At 75.9% G+C, this 17,572-nt stretch carries 18 protein-coding genes and 1 riboswitch; of the genes, 14 read left to right on the top strand and 4 right to left on the bottom strand.

Features of this window, described 5'->3' with window-relative positions:
- Positions 1-76: 76 nt before the first annotated feature.
- The 6 genes from E1O70_RS00940 to E1O70_RS00915 all read left to right on the top strand — a co-directional run bounded on the left by E1O70_RS00940 (position 77) and on the right by E1O70_RS00915 (position 5,751).
- Positions 77-1,738 carry an ATP-dependent DNA ligase gene (locus tag E1O70_RS00940; RefSeq protein ID WP_061268154.1) on the top strand — a complete coding sequence of 554 codons (1,662 nt, stop codon included), beginning with the start codon at positions 77-79 and terminating at the stop codon, positions 1,736-1,738.
- Between the two features lie 140 nt (positions 1,739-1,878).
- Positions 1,879-2,532 (top strand): fasciclin domain-containing protein, encoded by a 654-nt coding sequence (locus E1O70_RS00935; RefSeq protein ID WP_061268153.1) that lies wholly within the window; start codon positions 1,879-1,881, stop codon positions 2,530-2,532.
- Between the two features lie 145 nt (positions 2,533-2,677).
- Complete coding sequence (locus E1O70_RS00930; RefSeq protein WP_043652848.1) at positions 2,678-3,556, top strand: DUF4397 domain-containing protein; 879 nt, start codon at positions 2,678-2,680, stop codon at positions 3,554-3,556.
- On the top strand, positions 3,553-4,275 hold the full coding sequence (locus E1O70_RS00925; RefSeq protein ID WP_061268152.1) for a class F sortase: 723 nt from the start codon (positions 3,553-3,555) through the stop codon (positions 4,273-4,275). Before E1O70_RS00930 ends, E1O70_RS00925 begins: the two co-directional genes overlap by 4 nt.
- Positions 4,276-4,364: 89 nt before the next feature.
- Entirely contained in the window at positions 4,365-4,946 is a 582-nt protein-coding gene (locus E1O70_RS00920) for an RNA polymerase sigma factor (protein WP_051027776.1), read from the top strand.
- Entirely contained in the window at positions 4,930-5,751 is an 822-nt protein-coding gene (locus E1O70_RS00915; RefSeq protein ID WP_009861754.1) for an anti-sigma factor, read from the top strand. Before E1O70_RS00920 ends, E1O70_RS00915 begins: the two co-directional genes overlap by 17 nt.
- Before the next feature lie 29 nt (positions 5,752-5,780).
- Here E1O70_RS00915 and E1O70_RS00910 read toward each other — a convergent pair whose 3' ends face one another.
- Positions 5,781-6,359, bottom strand: a complete 579-nt coding sequence (locus E1O70_RS00910) for a dihydrofolate reductase family protein (protein ID WP_061268178.1) — start codon at positions 6,357-6,359, stop codon at positions 5,781-5,783.
- A gap of 76 nt (positions 6,360-6,435) precedes the next feature.
- Here E1O70_RS00910 and E1O70_RS00905 point away from each other — a divergent pair, with 76 nt between their 5' ends.
- Positions 6,436-7,008, top strand: a complete 573-nt coding sequence (locus E1O70_RS00905; protein ID WP_061268151.1) for a TetR/AcrR family transcriptional regulator — start codon at positions 6,436-6,438, stop codon at positions 7,006-7,008.
- A 31-nt stretch (positions 7,009-7,039) separates the two neighbouring features.
- Here the strand turns inward: E1O70_RS00905 and E1O70_RS00900 are convergent, their stop codons facing one another.
- Positions 7,040-8,992 (bottom strand): AfsR/SARP family transcriptional regulator, encoded by a 1,953-nt coding sequence (locus tag E1O70_RS00900; RefSeq protein WP_240696554.1) that lies wholly within the window; start codon positions 8,990-8,992, stop codon positions 7,040-7,042.
- Between the two features lie 148 nt (positions 8,993-9,140).
- Here E1O70_RS00900 and E1O70_RS00895 point away from each other — a divergent pair, with 148 nt between their 5' ends.
- Entirely contained in the window at positions 9,141-10,013 is an 873-nt protein-coding gene (locus E1O70_RS00895; protein ID WP_061268150.1) for an alpha/beta fold hydrolase, read from the top strand.
- A gap of 16 nt (positions 10,014-10,029) precedes the next feature.
- On the opposite strand, the gene E1O70_RS00890 is transcribed toward E1O70_RS00895, so the two are convergent.
- Positions 10,030-10,659, bottom strand: coding sequence for a PAS and ANTAR domain-containing protein (locus tag E1O70_RS00890; RefSeq protein ID WP_082774554.1), 630 nt, complete (start codon positions 10,657-10,659; stop codon positions 10,030-10,032).
- A 198-nt stretch (positions 10,660-10,857) separates the two neighbouring features.
- Between E1O70_RS00890 and E1O70_RS00885 the strand changes: the two genes are divergently transcribed.
- The 6 genes from E1O70_RS00885 to E1O70_RS00860 all read left to right on the top strand — a co-directional run bounded on the left by E1O70_RS00885 (position 10,858) and on the right by E1O70_RS00860 (position 15,315).
- On the top strand, positions 10,858-11,568 hold the full coding sequence (locus E1O70_RS00885) for a GAF and ANTAR domain-containing protein (protein ID WP_128957690.1): 711 nt from the start codon (positions 10,858-10,860) through the stop codon (positions 11,566-11,568).
- Positions 11,569-11,663: 95 nt separating this feature from the next.
- Entirely contained in the window at positions 11,664-12,680 is a 1,017-nt protein-coding gene (locus tag E1O70_RS00880) for a zinc-binding dehydrogenase (RefSeq protein WP_061268148.1), read from the top strand.
- 87 nt (positions 12,681-12,767) lie between these two features.
- Positions 12,768-13,712, top strand: a complete 945-nt coding sequence (locus E1O70_RS00875) for a hypothetical protein (RefSeq protein WP_061268147.1) — start codon at positions 12,768-12,770, stop codon at positions 13,710-13,712.
- Positions 13,713-13,714: 2 nt separating this feature from the next.
- Positions 13,715-13,781, top strand: a riboswitch (guanidine-III (ykkC-III) riboswitch).
- Positions 13,782-13,794: 13 nt separating this feature from the next.
- Positions 13,795-14,109, top strand: a complete 315-nt coding sequence (locus tag E1O70_RS00870) for a DMT family transporter (protein ID WP_061268146.1) — start codon at positions 13,795-13,797, stop codon at positions 14,107-14,109.
- A gap of 2 nt (positions 14,110-14,111) precedes the next feature.
- Positions 14,112-14,525, top strand: a complete 414-nt coding sequence (locus E1O70_RS00865; RefSeq protein WP_061268145.1) for a DMT family transporter — start codon at positions 14,112-14,114, stop codon at positions 14,523-14,525.
- 136 nt (positions 14,526-14,661) lie between these two features.
- The gene (locus E1O70_RS00860) at positions 14,662-15,315 is read left to right on the top strand and encodes an ANTAR domain-containing protein (RefSeq protein ID WP_061268144.1); all 654 of its coding nucleotides are present in this window, start codon (positions 14,662-14,664) and stop codon (positions 15,313-15,315) included.
- Positions 15,316-15,413: 98 nt separating this feature from the next.
- Here E1O70_RS00860 and E1O70_RS19750 read toward each other — a convergent pair whose 3' ends face one another.
- On the bottom strand, positions 15,414-17,483 hold the full coding sequence (locus tag E1O70_RS19750; RefSeq protein WP_061268143.1) for a Cys-Gln thioester bond-forming surface protein: 2,070 nt from the start codon (positions 17,481-17,483) through the stop codon (positions 15,414-15,416).
- Positions 17,484-17,572: the final 89 nt, after the last annotated feature.

Here is a 17,572-nt window from a genome sequence, read left to right as displayed (position 1 = left end):
CGTGTATTCACAAAAGGATGTACCGCGGAGGGGCGCCCGGCGGGCGGGGCGTGGGTGGTCGGCGTGAGGATGGGGCATGCTGCTCGCCGAGGTCGCCGCCACGTCCGACGCCGTCGCCGCCACGCGTTCGCGCCTCGCCAAGCGCGCGGCCATCGCCGACCTGCTGCGGCGCGTCGCGGACGACGCCGAGGCCGGGAGCGCGGAGGTGGAGATCGCCGTCGCGTACCTCGCGGGCGAGCTGCGCCAGCGCCGCACCGGGCTCGGGTGGCGGTCGCTGCGCGACCTCCCCGCCCCTGCCGAGGAACCCGGCCTCACGCTGACCGACGTCGACGCCGCGTTCGCCCGCATGGCGGACCTCTCCGGCCCCGGGTCGTCGACCGCGCGCCAGGCCGAGGCCGCCGCCCTGTTCGGCGCCGCGACGGCGCGCGAGCAGTCGCTCCTCGCCGGGCTCGTCTCGGGCGAGCTGCGCCAGGGCGCGCTCGACTCCGTGGTGGTCGACGCCGTCGCCGAGGCGGCGGGCGTCCCCGCCGACGCGGTGCGGCGCGCGGTCATGCTCGCGGGCGCGACCGGGCCCGTCGCCCGCGCGGCGCTCACGGCGGGCGGCCCGGAGGCCGCGGCGGAGGCGCTCGCGACGTTCCGGCTCACCGTCGGCCGCCCGGTGCGGCCGATGCTCGCGCAGTCCGCACCCGACGTCGGCGCCGCGCTCGACAAGCTCGGGGCCGCGCCGGGCGGCGAGGACGCGTCGGGCACCGCCGTCGCCGTGGACGTCAAGCTCGACGGCATCCGCATCCAGGTGCACCGCGACGGCGACGACGTGCGCGTCTTCACGCGCTCGCTCGACGACATCACCGAGCGCGTCCCCGAGATCGTCGCGGCCGTGCGGGCGCTCCCCGGCCGGGCGCTCGTCCTCGACGGGGAGGCGCTCGTCGTCGGGCCCGACGGCGTCCCCCGCCCGTTCCAGGAGACCGCCGCCCGCTCCGCGACCCAGGGCGAGCGCAGCGCCGCCGAGGAGGCGGAGCTCGCGGCCTCGCTCGAGCTCTCCCCCTTCTTCTTCGACGTGCTCCACGCCGACGGCCGCGACCTGCTGGACGAGCCGCTGCGCGACCGGCTCGCCGTGCTCGACGACCTGCTCGCCGACCTGCTCGCCGACGCCGCCGGGCCGCTCGCCGTGCGCCGGCTCGTGACCGACGACGCCGCGGCCGCGACCGCGTTCTTCGACGCCGCCGTCGCGGAGGGCCAGGAGGGCGTCGTCGTGAAGTCGCTCGACGCGCCCTACGCGGCCGGGCGGCGTGGTGCGGGCTGGGTGAAGGTCAAGCCGCGGCACACGCTCGACCTCGTCGTGCTCGCCGTCGAGCGGGGCTCCGGCCGGCGCAGCGGGTGGTTGTCGAACATCTGGCTCGGCGCGCGCGACCCCGAGGGCGGGTTCGTCATGCTCGGCAAGACGTTCAAGGGCATGACCGACGAGATGCTCGCGTGGCAGACGCAGCGCTTCCGCGAGCTCCAGACCGCCGACGAGGGGTACGTCGTGCACGTGCGTCCCGAGCAGGTCGTCGAGATCGCGTTCGACGGCCTCCAGCGCTCGACGCGCTACCCCGGCGGTCTCGCGCTGCGCTTCGCGCGCGTCGTCCGGTACCGCGACGACAAGACGGCGGCCGAGGCCGACACGATCGACACGGTCCGCGCTCTCGCACGCCCGCTCGGGGGTGGCGCGGCGGAGGCGCCCGACGCGGAGGGCTGAGCGGGCGGCGCGTCGAGCGCGGCGGGAAGTCGTCCGGCGGTGGGTGCATCCGCGGGCGGCGGTCCGGGTGAAGGAGAGGTGGACGCCGCCCGGCGTCCGACGGCGCACCGCCGTCCCGTGCACGACGAAGGGACTCGACGATGAACCTCCGACGCACGCTCACCGCAGCAGGAGCCGCGCTCCTCGCCCTGACCGCCGCGACCGCACCGGCCGTCGCGGCACCGGCCCCCACGACGGCGCCGCCGACGGGCACCGCGAGCCTCGCCTCCGTGCTCGCGGCCGACGGCGACACGTTCGACCGCAACTGGTACGACTTCGACATCGTCGACCAGGCCGTGGCCGCGGTCCTTGCCGCCAAGCCGGACAGCCCCGTGGCGGTCCTGGCCGACGGCACGGTGCCGCTCACCGCGTTCCTGCCGAACGACCGGGCGTTCCAGCTCCTCGCGTTCGACCTCACGCACCGCTGGCAGCCCACGGAGGAGCGCGTGCTCACCTCGCTCGCCGGGGCGGTCGGCATCGACGCGATCGAGCAGGTGCTGCTCTACCACGTCGTCCCCGGCGCGACGATCGACTCCGGCACCGCGCTGCGGTCCGACGACGCCGTCCTCACCACGGCGCAGGGCGCGACGTTCCGGGTCGACGTGCTGAGCAAGCGCCTCGCCCTGGTCCGCCTCGTCGACCAGGACCGCAACGACGTCGACCCGTTCCTCGTGAAGAGCAAGCTCGACCTCAACAAGGGCAACGTCCAGATCGCGCACGGCATCAGCGCGGTGCTGCGGCCCCAGAACCTCTGACCGGTCCCCCGTGCCCGGCCCCGCACCCGCGGGGCCGGGCACTTTTTTTGATGCGTGTGCATCCAGATCCGCACCTGCGGGGGAAGAGGGGGTGTCAGCAGATCGAGCGCCCGGGACGGACCGGGCTCGACCACCGGAGGACACCATGCACCGCACCGCACGACGCACCGCCGCGCTCGCGGGCGCAGCGACCCTCGTCGCGCTGGGGGCCGTCGCGCTCCCCGCCCAGGCCGCCACCGACGACGGCGCCTCGCTCTCCGTCCTGCACGGCGTGCCGGACACGCCCGTGGACGTCTGGGTGAACGACGAGCTCACCCTCGACGACTTCCAGCCCGGCGACCTCGCGGGTCCGCTCGATCTCCCCGCCGGGACGTACACGGTCGCGATCACGGCGCCCGACGCGACGGACACGAGCTCCCCGGTCATCGGCCCGGTCGACCTCCAGCTCGCGGGCGGCACGAGCTACACCGCCGTCGCGCACCTCGACGCGGGCGGCCAGCCGACCGCGACGCTCTTCACGAACGACACGAAGCCCACGGCCGCGGGCCAGGGCCGGCTCACCGTGCGCCACGTCGCCGCGGCGCCCGCGGTCGACGTCCTCGCCGGCGGGACCGCCGTCGTCACGGGGCTGGAGAACCCGAAGGAGGCCGTGCTCGACCTGCCGGCCGGCACGATCTCGGCGACCGTCGCCGCCGCGGGCACCACGGAGCCCGTGCTCGGCCCGGCCGACCTCACGGTCGCCGAGGGCGTCAACACCATCGCGTACGCGTGGGGCAGCCTCGAGGACGGCAACCTCGCCCTCGCGACGCAGACGGTCGAAGGCCTGCACTCGTCGCCGTCGGGCGTCCCGGCCGGGCTCTCGGGCCTCGCGGCCGACGCGCCGAGCAGCACCGCGACGGGCGTCGCCATCGCGTTCGGTGCGTCGCTGTTCGGCCTGCTGCTCGTCGCGGCCACCTTCATGCTGGCGCGCGCGTGGCGCCAGCAGCACGCGGCCCACGCCGTCCGGAGCGACCGGACGGCATGACGCAGCGCACGACCGCCGGTCCCGCGCGCCCCGCCCGGGGCGCGCGGGCCGGCCTCCGGACCCTCCTGGGGGCGGTGCTCGTCACCGCAGCGGTCGTCGGCGGATGCTCCCTGCCGTCCGCCGACGGGTCTGCCGACGGACTCGGACCGTCGGCCGACCCCCTCCCCACCCCGGCCCCCCACCAGGGCGGGGAGGCGACCGCGGGGACGCCCGGGCCGGCCCGGGACGCACCGGTGCCGGTGCGCCCGGCCCGGGACGTCCCGTCTCCCCCGCCGCCGGCACCCGCACGGGTCGTCGTCGGTGATCTCGGGATCGACCTGCCCGTCGAGCCGGCGGGCGTCGACCCCGAGGGGCGGATGGCGCTGCCGGGCTCCGGCGACGTCGCCGCGTGGTACCGGTTCGGACCGGCCCCGGCGAGCCCCACCGGGACGACCCTGGTCGCGGCCCACGTGGACGACCCGGACGGCGTCGGGCCGTTCGGGCGGCTCCGCGAGATCACGACGGGCGCGAGCGTCGACGTCGTCGACGCGACGGGCACCTCGTACACCTACACAGTGACCGACATCAGGAGCATCGCGAAGCCCGACGTCCCGCTCGACGCGCTGTTCGACCGCGACGGCGAGCGCCGCCTCGTGCTCGTGACGTGCGGCGGACGCTGGGACGCCGAGCGGCGCTCCTACTCGGACAACGTCGTCGTGACCGCGGTCCCCGCGCGGTGACGGCCCGCACGGGCGCTACGATCGCTGCTACCCGCTCGCCGCTGCCGCTCCGGGCGGTCGGCACCGACCCTCGAGGACCCGCCCTGAACGTGACCGAGACCGGGACCACCGACCCGGACCTGTGGCGCCTCGGCCGCGACTTCGCCGACGGCGACGAGCAGGCGCTCGCCGAGGCCTACCGGCGCTGGTCCGCGCTCGTGCACACGATCGCGCTGCGCTCGCTCGGCACGCGCGCCGACGCCGAGGACGTCACCCAGCAGGTGTTCGTCGCGGCGTGGCGCGGCCGGGGCCGGTTCGACCCCGACCGGGCCCGGCTCCCGGCCTGGCTCGTCGGGATCACGCGGCACACGGTGGCCGACGCGCACGAGGCCCGGTCGCGGGTCCGCCGGTCGGAGGAGGCCGCGGCCACGACCGCCCCGGACCCGGGCCGCGCGGCGAGCGAGGACACCGACGTCGGGCGCGTCGCCGACCGCGTGCTCCTCACCGAGGAGCTGCGACGGCTCGGCGACCCGGGGCGGACGATCCTGGAGCTCGCGTTCTTCCGCGACCTGACGCACGTGCAGATCGCCGAGGAGCTCGGCCTGCCGCTGGGTACGGTCAAGAGCCACGTACGACGAAGCCTGATCCGGCTGCGCGACCGATTGGAGGTGGACGGTGCAGCACATCGATGACGAGACCCTCGCGCTCCTCGCGCTCGGCGAGGACGTGCTCGACGACGACGCGCGCGCGCACCTCTCCTCCTGCCCGGAGTGCGCCGACGCCGTCGCCCGGCTCGCGCGCGTCGTCGACGCGTTCGACGGCGCGGACGCGGCGGACGAGCTCGTCGCCCCCGACGCCGCGGTGTGGTCGCGAATCCAGGCCGAGCTCGGCCTGACGAGCGCCACCGCCGCTCCGCCCGTCGTCGCCCCCGCGGCGGTCACCGACGCTCCGACCGTGCCGACGCTCCCGCGGGACGCGGCTGGGACGGGTGCGGAGGCACCGGACAGCACGACCGGCGCGACCGGCACGGCCGTCGTCGTGCCGCTCGCGTCGCGGCGCCGGCGGGTCTGGGTCCCGGTCGCGGCGGCGGCCGCCGCCGCGCTCGTCGTCGGCGGCGTGGGCGGCATCCTGTGGGAGCGTCGCGAGGTCGAGCCGCCCGAGACGACGGTCGCGAGCGCGACGCTCGACCCGCTGCCCGACTGGCAGGGCGCGAGCGGCGACGCACGCGTCGAGGAGCGGCCCGACGGGCGGCGCCAGGTCGTCGTGACGGTCGACGCGCCGGTGCCCGAGGGCACGTACCGCGAGGTGTGGCTCCTCGCGGAGGACCTGAGCGGCCTCGTGAGCCTCGGCGTGCTCGACGGCACGGAGGGCCGCTTCGACGTGCCCGACGGCCTCGACCTCGCCGAGTTTCCCGTGGTCGACGTCTCCGAGGAGCACTTCGACGGCGACCCGTCCCACTCGGGCGACTCGGTCGTGCGGGGACCGCTCGACGTCTAGGCGCACGGTCGTCGCCGCGGGACCGGCCCTCAGGCCCGCGCGTACTCCGCGAGCGTGACGCCGGATCGGAACGTCTGCGTGCCCGTCGATCGCCAGGAGAGGGGCGCGTAGTCCCGCTCGCCGAACAGCGGGACCCCGGTGCCGAGCATCACCGGGTTCACCTTGAGCGCGAGCCGGTCGATCTCGTCGACGAGCACGGCGGCGAGCGCTCCCCCGCCGCACAGCCAGATCCCCCGGCCGCCCTCCCGCTTGAGCGCGCGGACCGTCTCGACCGGGTCGGCGCCCGTGAGCTCCACCCCCTCGCTCCCCTCGGGCGCCTCGTGCGTGCGGGTGAAGACGATCTGCCGCAGGTGCCGGTAGGGGTTCGGCAGGTGGTGGTCGGGAAGGCCGACGGCGTAGGTGTTCCAGCCCATGAGGACGGTGTCGAAGGGGCCGTCGGCGACCGGCAGCCCGGCGGCCCCGGCCAGGTCCGTCGGCGCCGTGCCGCGGTACCGGGACCAGATGGGCGCCATGTGGTCGCCCTCGGCGAGGAAGGCGTCGAACTCGCCCCCCGGCCCGGCGATGTACCCGTCGAGGCTCACGGCGACGTAGTAGGTCAGCTCGCGCATCATGTCTCCTGACAACTACAGATGAAGTGGTTGTTGGAGACTACAACAGGTGCAGTGGTTGCGATAGCCTCGACGCATGGCGAAGAACACCGCACGGCGCAGCGCCCTGGCGGACGCCGGGATCGCCGTGCTCGCTCGCGAGGGGTCGCGCGGCCTGACGCACCGCGCGATCGACGACGAGGCCGGGGTCCCGACGGGCACGACGTCGAACTACTTCCGGAGCCGAGACGCCCTCGTCGCGGGGCTCTTCGAGCGCATCGGGGAGCGGCTCGCGCCGACACCCGAGGACCTCGCCCGACGCGCGACCCAGACGCCCGACCGCGCGCTGTTCGCGGACTACCTCCGCGACATCGTGCGCCGGTTGTCGACCGACGCCGACGTCACCCGAGCCCTGTTCGAGCTGCGGCTCGAGTCCGGCCGTCGGGGCGAGCTCGCGGCCGTTCTCGGGCCGTGGCTGCGCGCGGGATTCGAGGCCGACGTCGCGTTCAACCGGTCGGCCGGCCTGCCCGGCGGGCGCCGGGAGATCGCCTTGTTCCACTACGCGATCGACGGGCTGCTCCTCGACCGTCTCACCACGCCGATCGACCCCGACATCCCGACCGACGACGTCGTCGACGCGCTCGTGGCGGGGTTGCTCCCGGAGCGCTGAGCGGCCTCACACCCACCCCGGACGGCCGCTCCTACGACGCGCGCCGCCCGTCGAGCCGGTCGAGCCAGCCGCGCACGGGCCCGAGCGAGACCAGGCCCGACCCGGCCCCCGCGAGCTCGTCGGGGGTGCGGGCGAGCGCGCGTCGGGCCTGCCCGGCGAGGGCGCTGTCGCCGAGCCGCAGGGCGATCTCCGCGCGCAGCGCCCACAGCAGCTCGCGCAGGTGGTCCGCGGGCGGCTCGGGCGCCGCGCGCGCGAGCCGCGCGGCGGCGTCGGGGTCGCCCGCGTCGAGCACGAGCAGCGGCTCCGCCCACGGGGCGTACGGGCCGAGGTCGGCGGCCTCGATCCCGGCGAGCGGTCGCCCGTGCCGCACGCGCACGGTGAGGAGCGCGAGCGGGAGCAGCCCGTCGCGCACACCGGGCATGCGCACCCCGGCGAGCCGGTCGTCGGCGGCGCGGTACGCGCGCGCCGCGGCGTCGGGCGGGGCGGTCTCGGCGTCGCGCATCGCCCGGTACCAGGCGGTGAGCATCGGGACCACGGGTGACTCGTAGCCCGCCGCGACGTCCTCGGCCGCGGCGGCGTGGGCGTCGGCGTCGGGGAACCGGCCCGCGCCCGCGGCGGCCTGCATCCGGACGAGGTGGCCGAGGATCGCGAAGGTCGGGAGGTCGTGGTCCTCCGCCAGGGAGACGAGCTCGGCGCCGGTCCGGTCCCGCTCGGGACCCGCGCCCGGCCGCTGGAAGGACTGGAGGAACCGCGCGTTGAGCGCGAGCGCGAGCGTCGCCGGGTCGCCGAGGTCGCGCGCGATCCCGACGGCGTCCTCCGCCGCGGCCCACGCCCACGCGTCGCGCGTCCCACGGTGCTCGATGCCGACCACCGCGAGCAGACGCGCGCGCAGCACCGGCGCCGCGTCCGGTCCGAGCCGCCCGAGGGTCCGCCGCGCGACGCCGACGAGCGCGTCGGCCGCCGCCGGGTCGTCGCTCCGGGTCCAGACGGCCGGGACGTCGTACGCGGTGACGGTCCGGGCGGCGAGCACCGGGTCGCCGGTCACCTCGGCCGCGAGCGCCGCGGCGACGCGCTGCTCCTGCGCGGTCGCGAGGTGGTCGCCCCCGGCGACGGCGAGCGTGCGCGCGACGTCGACCGTGGAGCGCAGGTGCGTGCGCGAGCCGGTGGGGGCGGTGACGGCGAGGCGCGGCCCCGGCGTCGGGCCGTCGAGCGACGCCGCGTGGCCGAGCACGTCGCGCTCGAGCCGGACGAGCTCCGGGCCCGGGTCGAGGCCGAGCTCGTCGGCGAGGCGGCGGCGGGCGTGCCGCAGGACGTCGAGCGCGTCCGTCTGTCGCCCGTCGCGGTACAGCGCGAGCGCGAGCAGCGCCCACGCGTGCTCGCGCCACGGGTGCGCGGCGGCGTGCGCGTCGAGCACGACGACCGCCTCCGCGGCCCGGCCCTCGCCGAGCAGCGCGTCCGCGAGCAGCTCGACGGCGCGCGCGTGCACCTCGACGAGATGCCGGCGCTCGGCCCGGACCCACTCCCGCTCCGGCAGGTCGGCGTACGGCTCGCCGCGCCAGGCGGCGACGGCGTCCGCCAGCGCGCGCGTCGTGCCCGACGCCGCGTCCCCGGCCCCGGGAGACGCGCTCGCCCGGGCGACGGCCGCCTCCAGGCGCGCCGCGTCGAGCGCGTCGTCCGGGAGCCGCAGCGCGTAGCCGCCGTGCGCGGTGACGAGGACGCGCGGGGGCGTGCCCGGCGCGCGCCCGGGCTCCAGGCGCCGCCGCAGGTCGCCGACGAACGTCGCGAGCGCGCCGCGCCGGTCGCCCGTCCCCGCGCCGGGCTCGTCCCACAGGTCGTCGGCGAGGCGGTCGAACGGCACCGGGCGCCCGCGCGCGGCGGCGAGGCGCGCGAGGAGCTCGCGCTGGCGCGGTCCGCCGGGGTCGACGTCCGCGCCGTCGCGCAGCACGCGGACCGGCCCGAGCACCTCGACGCGCAGCTCCACCACCCCGCCATTGTCGCCGCGCCGGGGCACTGATCGGACGGCACTGATCGGACGGCACTGATCGGACGCTGATCCGCCGCTCGGAGGATGGCGACGAGCCAGCCGGGCACGACCCGGCACGGCCGAGAACCGCCCCGAGAGAGGACACCCCATGCACATCCCCGGCTTCGAGACCCGCACCGTCGAGGTCGCGCCCGGCGTCGCGCTGCGCGCCGAGACCGCGGGCGAGGGCACGCCCGTCGTGCTCCTGCACGGCTTCCCGCAGACGCGCCACATGTGGCGGCACGTCGCGACCGACCTCGCGCGCGACCACCGTGTCGTCGTGCCCGACCTGCGCGGCTACGGCGAGAGCGCGAAGCCCGCCGCCACGACGCCCGACGTCTACGCCAAGCGCACCATGGGCGCCGACGTCGTCGCGCTCGCCGACGCGCTCGACGTCGACCGGTTCGTCCTCGTCGGCCACGACCGCGGCGCGCTCGTCGCGTTCCGCGCGGCGCTCGACCACCCCGACCGCGTGAGCCACCTCGGCATCCTCGACGTGGTGCCCACGCTCGACACGTGGGCCGTGCTGCACGGCGTGGACGCGGCCGTCGCGTTCCACCTGTACCTCATGGCGCAGCCTCCGGGCCTGCCGGAGACGATGATCCGCAACAGCGCCGACGCGTTCTTCGGGTCCTTCCTCGACGCGTGGACGCAGGACCCGGCCGCGATCCCCGCCGACGTGCGCGCGCACTACCTCGCGTCGAGCCGCGACGCGGTCGACTCGATCGCGGCCGACTACCGCGCGACCGCGACGATCGACGTCGAGCACGACCAGGCGTCGCTCGACGCGGGCGACCGGCTCGCGATGCCCGTCGCCGTGGTGCAGCAGGACTGGGGCGCGCAGCTCGGGTACGACGCCGCGGGCGTCTGGCGGCGCTGGGCGCCCGACCTCGAGCACCTCACGACGACGGCCGGCCACTTCCTGGCCGAGGAGGCGCCGGGAGACGTGGCCGCGGTCGTCCGGTCGCTCGCGCGGCGCTGACCGCCCGGCCCGGCGCCTACCGCAGGAGGGACACGACGCGCCGGGCCCGGTCCGGGCTCGGCGCGGTGCCCTCCTCGACGACCCGCCGGGCGAGCTCCCGGAGACGCACGTTGCGGTCGTTCGAGACGCGCTTGAGGAGCCCGAACGCCTGCTCCGTCCCCACCCCGAGCGCGGCGGCGACGACTCCCTTGGCCTGCTCGATCGGCCCGCGGCTGCGGGCGGCGGCCGCGATGTCGCGCTCGGCCTGCCGCTCCGCCCGGTCCCGGACGGCGACCGTGACGTCGACGAAGCTGCCCATGAGCTCGACGAGCCGGCCGGTGTCGCGGTCGCGACGGCCGTGCCCGACGAGCACGAGGACCCGCTCCGCGCCGCGCGCGTCCATGATGCGGTGCAGGCTCGAGAACGGCTCCCCGTCGACGCGGGCCCGCTCCAGCAGGTCGCGGACGCGGTCGCGGTCCTCGGGGTGCTTGTGGGCGAGCACGAGCGACGTCGTCGGCACGACCTCACCGGGCTCGAAGCCGTGCAGGCGGTACGTCTCCGGCGACCACCACCAGGCGTCGGTCGCGAGGTCGACCCGGAACTGCCCGGGCGTCGCGCCGTCGCCGAGCGAGACAGGGTGCAGCGGTGCGGGGTTCTCCACGGACATGGGTCGTCTCCGTCGTCGTTCAGCGGGGTGGTGAGCCAGGTCCAGACTCGACTCCGGGGACTCTAGCCCGGCGTCGGTTTCCTGCAACCGGTCCGGGGACTGCCCGTGACGGAGTGCGTCGGAGCGTCGGCCCATCGCCGACGAGCGAGTGCGGGGTGCGCTGTCAGACTGACCGTGCGCGAGGTAGGGAGGCACACCGTGGGCGCCGCGCCGGATCTGTTGGAGCTGCTCTCGCGCGCGCTCTCCCGGGCCGACCGCAGCCTGCCCCTGGCCACGCGGTTGTGCCAGGCGTCCGCGACCGTCCTCGGAGCCAGGAGCGCGGCGCTGACGGTCGCGCCGACGGCGGACGACCGGCTCACCGTGTCCACGGCGGACGGCCTCGCGGCCCGGATCGAGGGGCTGGGCGAGGTGATCGGCGAGGGCCCGGTCCAGCGCGCCCTCTCGGAGGACCACATCGTCGTCAGCGGGGCCGACGACAGCCGCGACGAGCACGACTTCCCCGTCTTCTCCCACGCGGTCGAGGCGATCACGGGCCCGGGCGCGTACCACGCCGTGCCGATGCACGCGGACGGGCGGGTCGTCGGCGTGCTGAGCCTCGTCACCTCCTCCCGGACGCTGGCGCGGGGACCGGAGGACGTGCAGCTCCTCGCCGACACCATCGGGCTCTCCCTGCTGGGCGACCTGGACTCGTTGGACTGGGCGCCCCGCGCGGAGGTCCACCAGGCGACCGGCATGGTCACCGCCCAGCTCCGCATCCCGCCCGGCGACGCGCTCGCGGTGCTCCGCGCGCACGCCTACGCCCGGTCCACGACGCTCGACGACGTCGCCGAGGAGGTCGTCACGAGGCGGCTCAGCTTCGCCTACGACGAGGAGCACGCCGTCCAGACGCTCCGGACCGATGACGGCTGACCTCAGGCTCTCGACAGCCGCACAGGCCCCGCGCCACCGGTCGCCGTAGGCTCGACGACGTCCCGACCGCCACCCGCCCAGCCCGAGGAGCCCCCGTGCGCGCGACCGTCATCCACGCCCCGTACGACGTCCGCGTGGAGCAGCGCGACGACCCGCGCCTGCTCGCGCCCACCGACGCGATCGTGCGCGTCGAGGCCGCGTGCGTGTGCGGGTCGGACCTGTGGACGTACCGCGGCGTCAACCGGGTCGAGCACCCCGTCGCGATGGGCCACGAGTACGTGGGCACGGTCGAGGAGGTCGGCGCGGACGTCCGGACCGTGCGCCCGGGTCAGGTCGTCGTCGGGTCGTTCTTCGCGTCCGACAACACGTGCCCGATCTGCCGGGCCGGGTACCAGACGTCGTGCGTCCACCGGGAGCCCGTGCGCGGCGCCCAGGCCGAGCTGCTGCGCGTCCCGCTCGCGGACGGGACGCTCGTCGCGACGCCGGAACGCCCCGACGACGACCTCCTGCCCGGGCTGCTCACGGCGTCGGACGTGCTGGGGACCGGCTGGTTCGGCGCCCGGGCGGCCGAGGCCGGCCCGGGGAAGACGGTCGTCGTGGTGGGCGACGGCGCCGTCGGGCTGCTCGCGGTCCTCGCCGCCGCGCAGCTCGGCGCCGAGCAGGTGATCGCGATGAGCCGGCACGCGCCACGCCAGGAGCTCGCGCGCGCGTTCGGCGCGACGGAGGTCGTCGCGGAGCGGGGCGACGAGGGCGTGGAGCGGGTCCGCGAGCTGACCGACGGGCTCGGCGCGCACAGCGTCGTCGAGGCGGTGGGCACGCAGGACTCCATGAGCCAGGCGCTCGGTGCCGTCCGTGCGGGCGGGCACGTCGGGGTCGTCGGGCTGCCGCACGGCGTCGACCTCCCGGCGGTCGACATGTTCTACCGGCACGTGCACTGGTCCGGCGGGCCCGCGCCCGTGCGCCGGTACCTGCCCGAGCTGCTCGACCTCGTGCTGGAACGGCGCATCGACCCCGCGCGCGTGTTCGACCTCGAGCTCTCGCTCGACGACGCGGCCGAGGGCTACGCCGCGATGGACGAGCGGCGCGCGATCAAGGCGCTGCTGCGCCCCTGACGGTGGGCGACCGCGGCTGCTAGGGTGCCCGCGTACCGCATCGCGTGGCGGCCTTCCCAGCTCATCACTTCGCCTGGAGGCAGCCGCATGTCTGCACGTCCCCGTGTCCGGACCTTCCGTCGCGACGACCGCGACCAGCTCACGGACCTCGTCAACTCCCACCTCTCCGCCGTCGTGCCGGGAGCGCGGCTCTCGGTCAACAGCGTGCTCGGGAGCCTGGAGCGCCAGCCCGACGAGCACGTCGTCGACCCGTGGGTCGTCGAGCGCGCGACGTTCGTCGTCGAGTCCCGGCACCGGGTGGTGGGCGCCGCGCACCTGCACCGGTTCACGGCCGGGCCGGAGGCGAGCGACGACTACCGCGACGCCGGCCTCGTGCAGTGGCTCCTCGTCACGCCGCCCGACGACGAGGACCCGGAGCAGTCCACCGAGGCCCGCTCGGCCGCGGACGCGCTGACGGCCGCGTGCCACGCGCAGCTCGCGGCGTGGCAGGTGCGCGTCGCGTACGCGGACGGGCAGCTCCCGTTCGCGGGCGTCTACGGGGTCCCGGAGCAGTGGCCGCACGTCCGCGAGGCCCTGGTGCGCGCGGGCTTCCGTCCCGGAGAGCACGCCGAGACGGTGCTGCTCGCCCCGACCTCGGCGCTCCCCCACGCCCTCCCGGTGCCGGACGACGTCGCCCTGCGGCGCACGCTCGGCCCCGGCGGGGGCGTGCGGTTCACCGCGCACCGCGGCACGGAGACGGCCGCGTACGTCGAGCTCGACACGACCCTCGGCCGCGCCGAGCGGCAGGCCGCGACGGGAGGCACCGCCGAGCTGGTGGACCTCTCGCCCGGCCCGGGGTCCGACGACGCCCTGCTGGCCGGGGTGCTGGCCGAGGCCCGGGCGTGGCTCGAGCTCGCCGGGGTGCACCGCGTCCTGGTCGGCACGGACGCGACGGACCACGAGGAGATCGCGCAGCTGCGCGCCTGGGGGTTCCGCGAGCTGACGACCGTGAGCCGCGGCTGGCAGCTGGCGGCGCCAAATGTGGTACGTTAGTACCAGAGTTGCGTCGAGGTAGCTCTGCGGACGAGGGAGCAGTACCCGCACGGACAAGACTGACTCAGAGGGGTTGCTTGTCATGGCTTGGCTCGTCCTGGTCCTCTCGGGCCTGCTCGAGGCGGTGTGGGCCACCGCGCTCGGAGCGTCGGAGAACTTCCGCCGCTGGCGCCCGACCGTCGTCTTCTTCGTCGCCATGTCGCTGAGCATGGTCGGTCTCGCCTGGGCGATGACCGCGCTCCCCACCGGGACCGCGTACGCGGTGTGGGTCGGGATCGGCGCGACGCTGACCGTCGTCTGGGGCTTCGTCACGGGCAAGGAGCGTGCCACCGTGGCGCGCGTCGGCCTGCTCGTGCTGCTCGTCGGCTCCGTCATCGGGCTCAAGGCGGTGAGCTGACCGTGCCGTGGATCGTCCTGCTCGTCAGCGCCGTCTTCGAGGCCGTCTGGGCGACGGCGCTCGGCAAGTCCGACGGGCTGTCCGTCCTCGGGCCGTCCGTCGTCTTCTTCGTCGCGCTCGCGCTGAGCATGCTCGGCCTCGGCTGGGCGACCAAGCACATCCCGATCGGCACCGCGTACGCGGTGTGGGTCGGGGTCGGCGCGGCGCTCACCGTCACCTACGCCATCCTCACGGGCGACGAGTCCGTGAGCGTGGGCAAGGTGGTCTTCATCGCCGGGATCATCGCGGCGGTGGTGGGCCTCAAGCTCGTGCCGTCGCGCCCGGGGCGGGCGGCCGAGAGGGCTTCCGGCCCGGAGGCCGACGCGTCGGCCGACTCCGCGCGGGCGCCCGCGGGAACGGCCCCGGACCGCCCGTAGCGCGGCGTCGAACCGCTCCGCCGCGCCCCTGAGCACGGGATTCGTCGCTCGGCGGCGCGGTGCGGGAGCATGTGCGCCGGGGCGACGGGGTCATGCAGCGGCCCGGACGCCGCCCTCGAGGCCGCAAGGAGCAGAAGTGAACGGTTCGGCCGACGCCGCCCTCTCGACGTGGGTGCCCTCTCCCGGCGCCGTCGCCGCCGGGGAGTTTCGGTACTACCCGGAGGAGGACCGGTGGTGGTGGTCGGACCCGCTCCTCGAGCTCTTCGGCTACTCCCCCGGTGAGGTCGTCCCCACGACGGAGCTGCTCCTGTGGCACCACCGGGCCACGGGCAAGGACCGTGCGCAGACGCTCACCGCCATCGCGCGCGCCGTGTCCGGCGAGGCGCCGGTGCAGGTGCAGGTCATGCGGGACGCGAGGGGCCGGGAGTGCGCGGTCATCGTGCTCGTCGACGTCGCCTGGACCGACCCGACCGGCGTACCCGTCGCCCGGGGCGTCGTGCTCGACGTGACGAGCGTCGTCGGCGTCGGCGCACGGGCCCAGGCGAACGAGCAGATCGGCCTGTGGGCACAGTCCCGCGCCGCGATCGAGCAGGCCAAGGGCATCATCGCGCTCGCCTACCGCGTCACCCCCGACGCCGCGTTCGCGTCGCTCCGCCGCTCGTCGAGCCTCGCCAACGTCAAGGTGCGCGACATCGCCGAGTCGATCGTCGCCGTCGCGCAGGACCTGCCGGCCGGGGTCGACCCGCGACCGGCGCTCGACCGCGTTCTCGCGGGCGTCCAGGCCGCCTGAGGCGACGCCCGGGCACGACGACGCCCCGGCCCCGCACCGTGTCGGTGCGGGGCCGGGGCTTCCTGTCGAGGACCGGTCGACCGGGGTCGTCGCCGGGCTCAGCGGGCGTCGGGCGACCGGCGGCGGCGGGAGGCCAGGACCAGGCCGGTGCCCGCCAGGACGATGAACGCACCGGCGGCGAGGACGCTCCCGTCCGTCCCCGTCGTCGCGAGGGCGTCCCGCTGGGCGGCCTGCTCGACGTCCGCGACCGGCTGCGTGCCCGTCAGCCCGAGGTTCGTCGGGTCGGTCGTGTCGGCCACCTCGACGACCGTCCCCGTCGAGCCCGCGTAGACACCGTCGGTCGGATCGGCCGGCTGGACCGGGTCGGTCGGGTCGACCGGCTGCACCGGGTCCGTCGGGTCCGTCGGGTCGGTCGGGTCCACCGGGTCGGTGGGGTCGACCGGTGCCTCCGGCTCGTCGGCCAGCGTCACGCCGATCCAGTCCCACGCGGTCGACGGGCGGTCGAGCTCACCGAGCCCGATGAACCAGTGCTGGAACGTCGACGGCGTCCAGAGCCCGGTCTCCGGGTCGACGGAGCCCTCGCCGTGGTTGTTGTGGTCCCAGCCTGTGTAGAAGTGCGGGCTGCCCTGCTGCGTGCCCTGGGCCGAGCCCCACAGCTGGAACTGCGGCAGGTCGGCGACGTTCGTCCCGGCCGGGACGCGGACGAACACCTTCTGGCCCGGCGTCACGCTGTCGACGACCCGACCCTGCGCGTCCACGAGCACGACCCCGGCCGGCATCGCCGAGCCGTCCGCCGTGCGGAGCTCGACGTGCACGTTCCCGGAGCCCCCGGCCAGCGAGGCCGTGAACCCGTAGTCGGTCGACCCGTCGGTGTTGCGCACGAACCCGTTCGAGACGAAGCCGGGCTGCGGCATGACGACGTTGGTCGTGAGCGCCTTCTCGATGAGCCACGCGGCCGTCTGCAGGGTCGCACCGCGGTCGCTGGAGTAGCCGTTGCCCGAGGAGGCGAACTGCTGCTGCGCGAAGTCGCTCACCGTCACGTGGTTCGACGCGTCGACGTCGAAGAACAGGCCCATGACGTCGTGCCCGGTCGAGAAGTACCAGACGGCGAACTGCGTCGCCTCGTACGCGGTGTAGTCGAGGCTCCGCTGCTGCTGCTCGTCGTACCACCCGCGCACGTCGTCGACCGTGTACCAGCCCTGGTCGATGGACGGCTGGTACCAGCCCAGGTACTCCTCCCAGGGGGTGCCGACGGCCGTCACGCCCGCGCTGTCGAGCAGCGCCTGCGCGTCCGCGGCCCGGGCGGCCGCGTCGTTGCCGCCCTTGTAGCCGTTGACGAGGATCGTCTGCTGGGCCGACGTGTTCTGCCAGTGGATGCCGTCCGGGTCCGGGGCGACCGACTCGTCGCCGGACCACGCGTGGTACCAGTACCCGGCGATGTCGCGGTCGTAGACCATGTGCAGCGCGCCGTCGTCGTCCACGAGCGTGTGGTGGAGGATGTGGAGCTGCGGCTGGCCGTTCCAGCCCGACCAGTCCTTGCCCGAGCCGCCCTCGGCCGGCTCGGTGAAGTACCAGTAGTCGCAGGGGTAGCCGTGGTAGTACCCGTCGTGCCAGTGCGGCTGGTACTCCGCGTCGGGGTACGCGGCCTGCGTCGCGCCGAGCAGGCCGACGCCCAGCGCTGCCTGGAACGTCGCCGTCAGGTCGGACGTCGCGAGCTCCTCGGCAGGAACCGCCTCGTCCAGCGACACGGCGTCCTCCGATGCCTCCGCGGCGCCGTCCTCGACGGCGGGCGCGGGCGACACGGCGTCGTCCGTCGCGGGGGCCTGCGAGGGCGCAGCCTCCGTGGCGGGCTCGGCACCCTCCGAAGAGGCCTCGACGGCGGGCTCCTCCGGCGCGGGTGCCGCGGTCGCGGGCGCCTCGGGTGCGGACGCCTCGGGCGCCGGGGCGACGACCGGGTCGGTCGGTGCGGGCGCCTGGCCGGCGGGAGCCTCGGCGGGTGCCGACGCCTCGCTCGCGGCGGGAACCGTCGCCTGGGCCGTCTCGGGGGCCTCGGGAGCCGTCGCCTCGGGCGCGGACGCCTCGCCGTCGTCCGCGAACGCGGCGAGCGGGGCGCCCAGCAGGAGCGCGGCGGAGACGGCGGTCGTGGTGGCGGTGCGAAGAACCTTCATGGTGGAGCTCCTCTTGTCCTCGTGGCGGGTGTTTCCCGATGACTCCACGCTCCGCCCCGGGAGGGGTCCTCCGGCACGCCCGAACGGAG

It is taken from the genome of Cellulosimicrobium funkei, assembly GCF_004519295.1.
In the GTDB taxonomy this organism is placed as follows: Bacteria; Actinomycetota; Actinomycetes; order Actinomycetales; family Cellulomonadaceae; genus Cellulosimicrobium; species Cellulosimicrobium funkei.
This window is presented reverse-complemented; position numbering and strand designations above follow the sequence as displayed.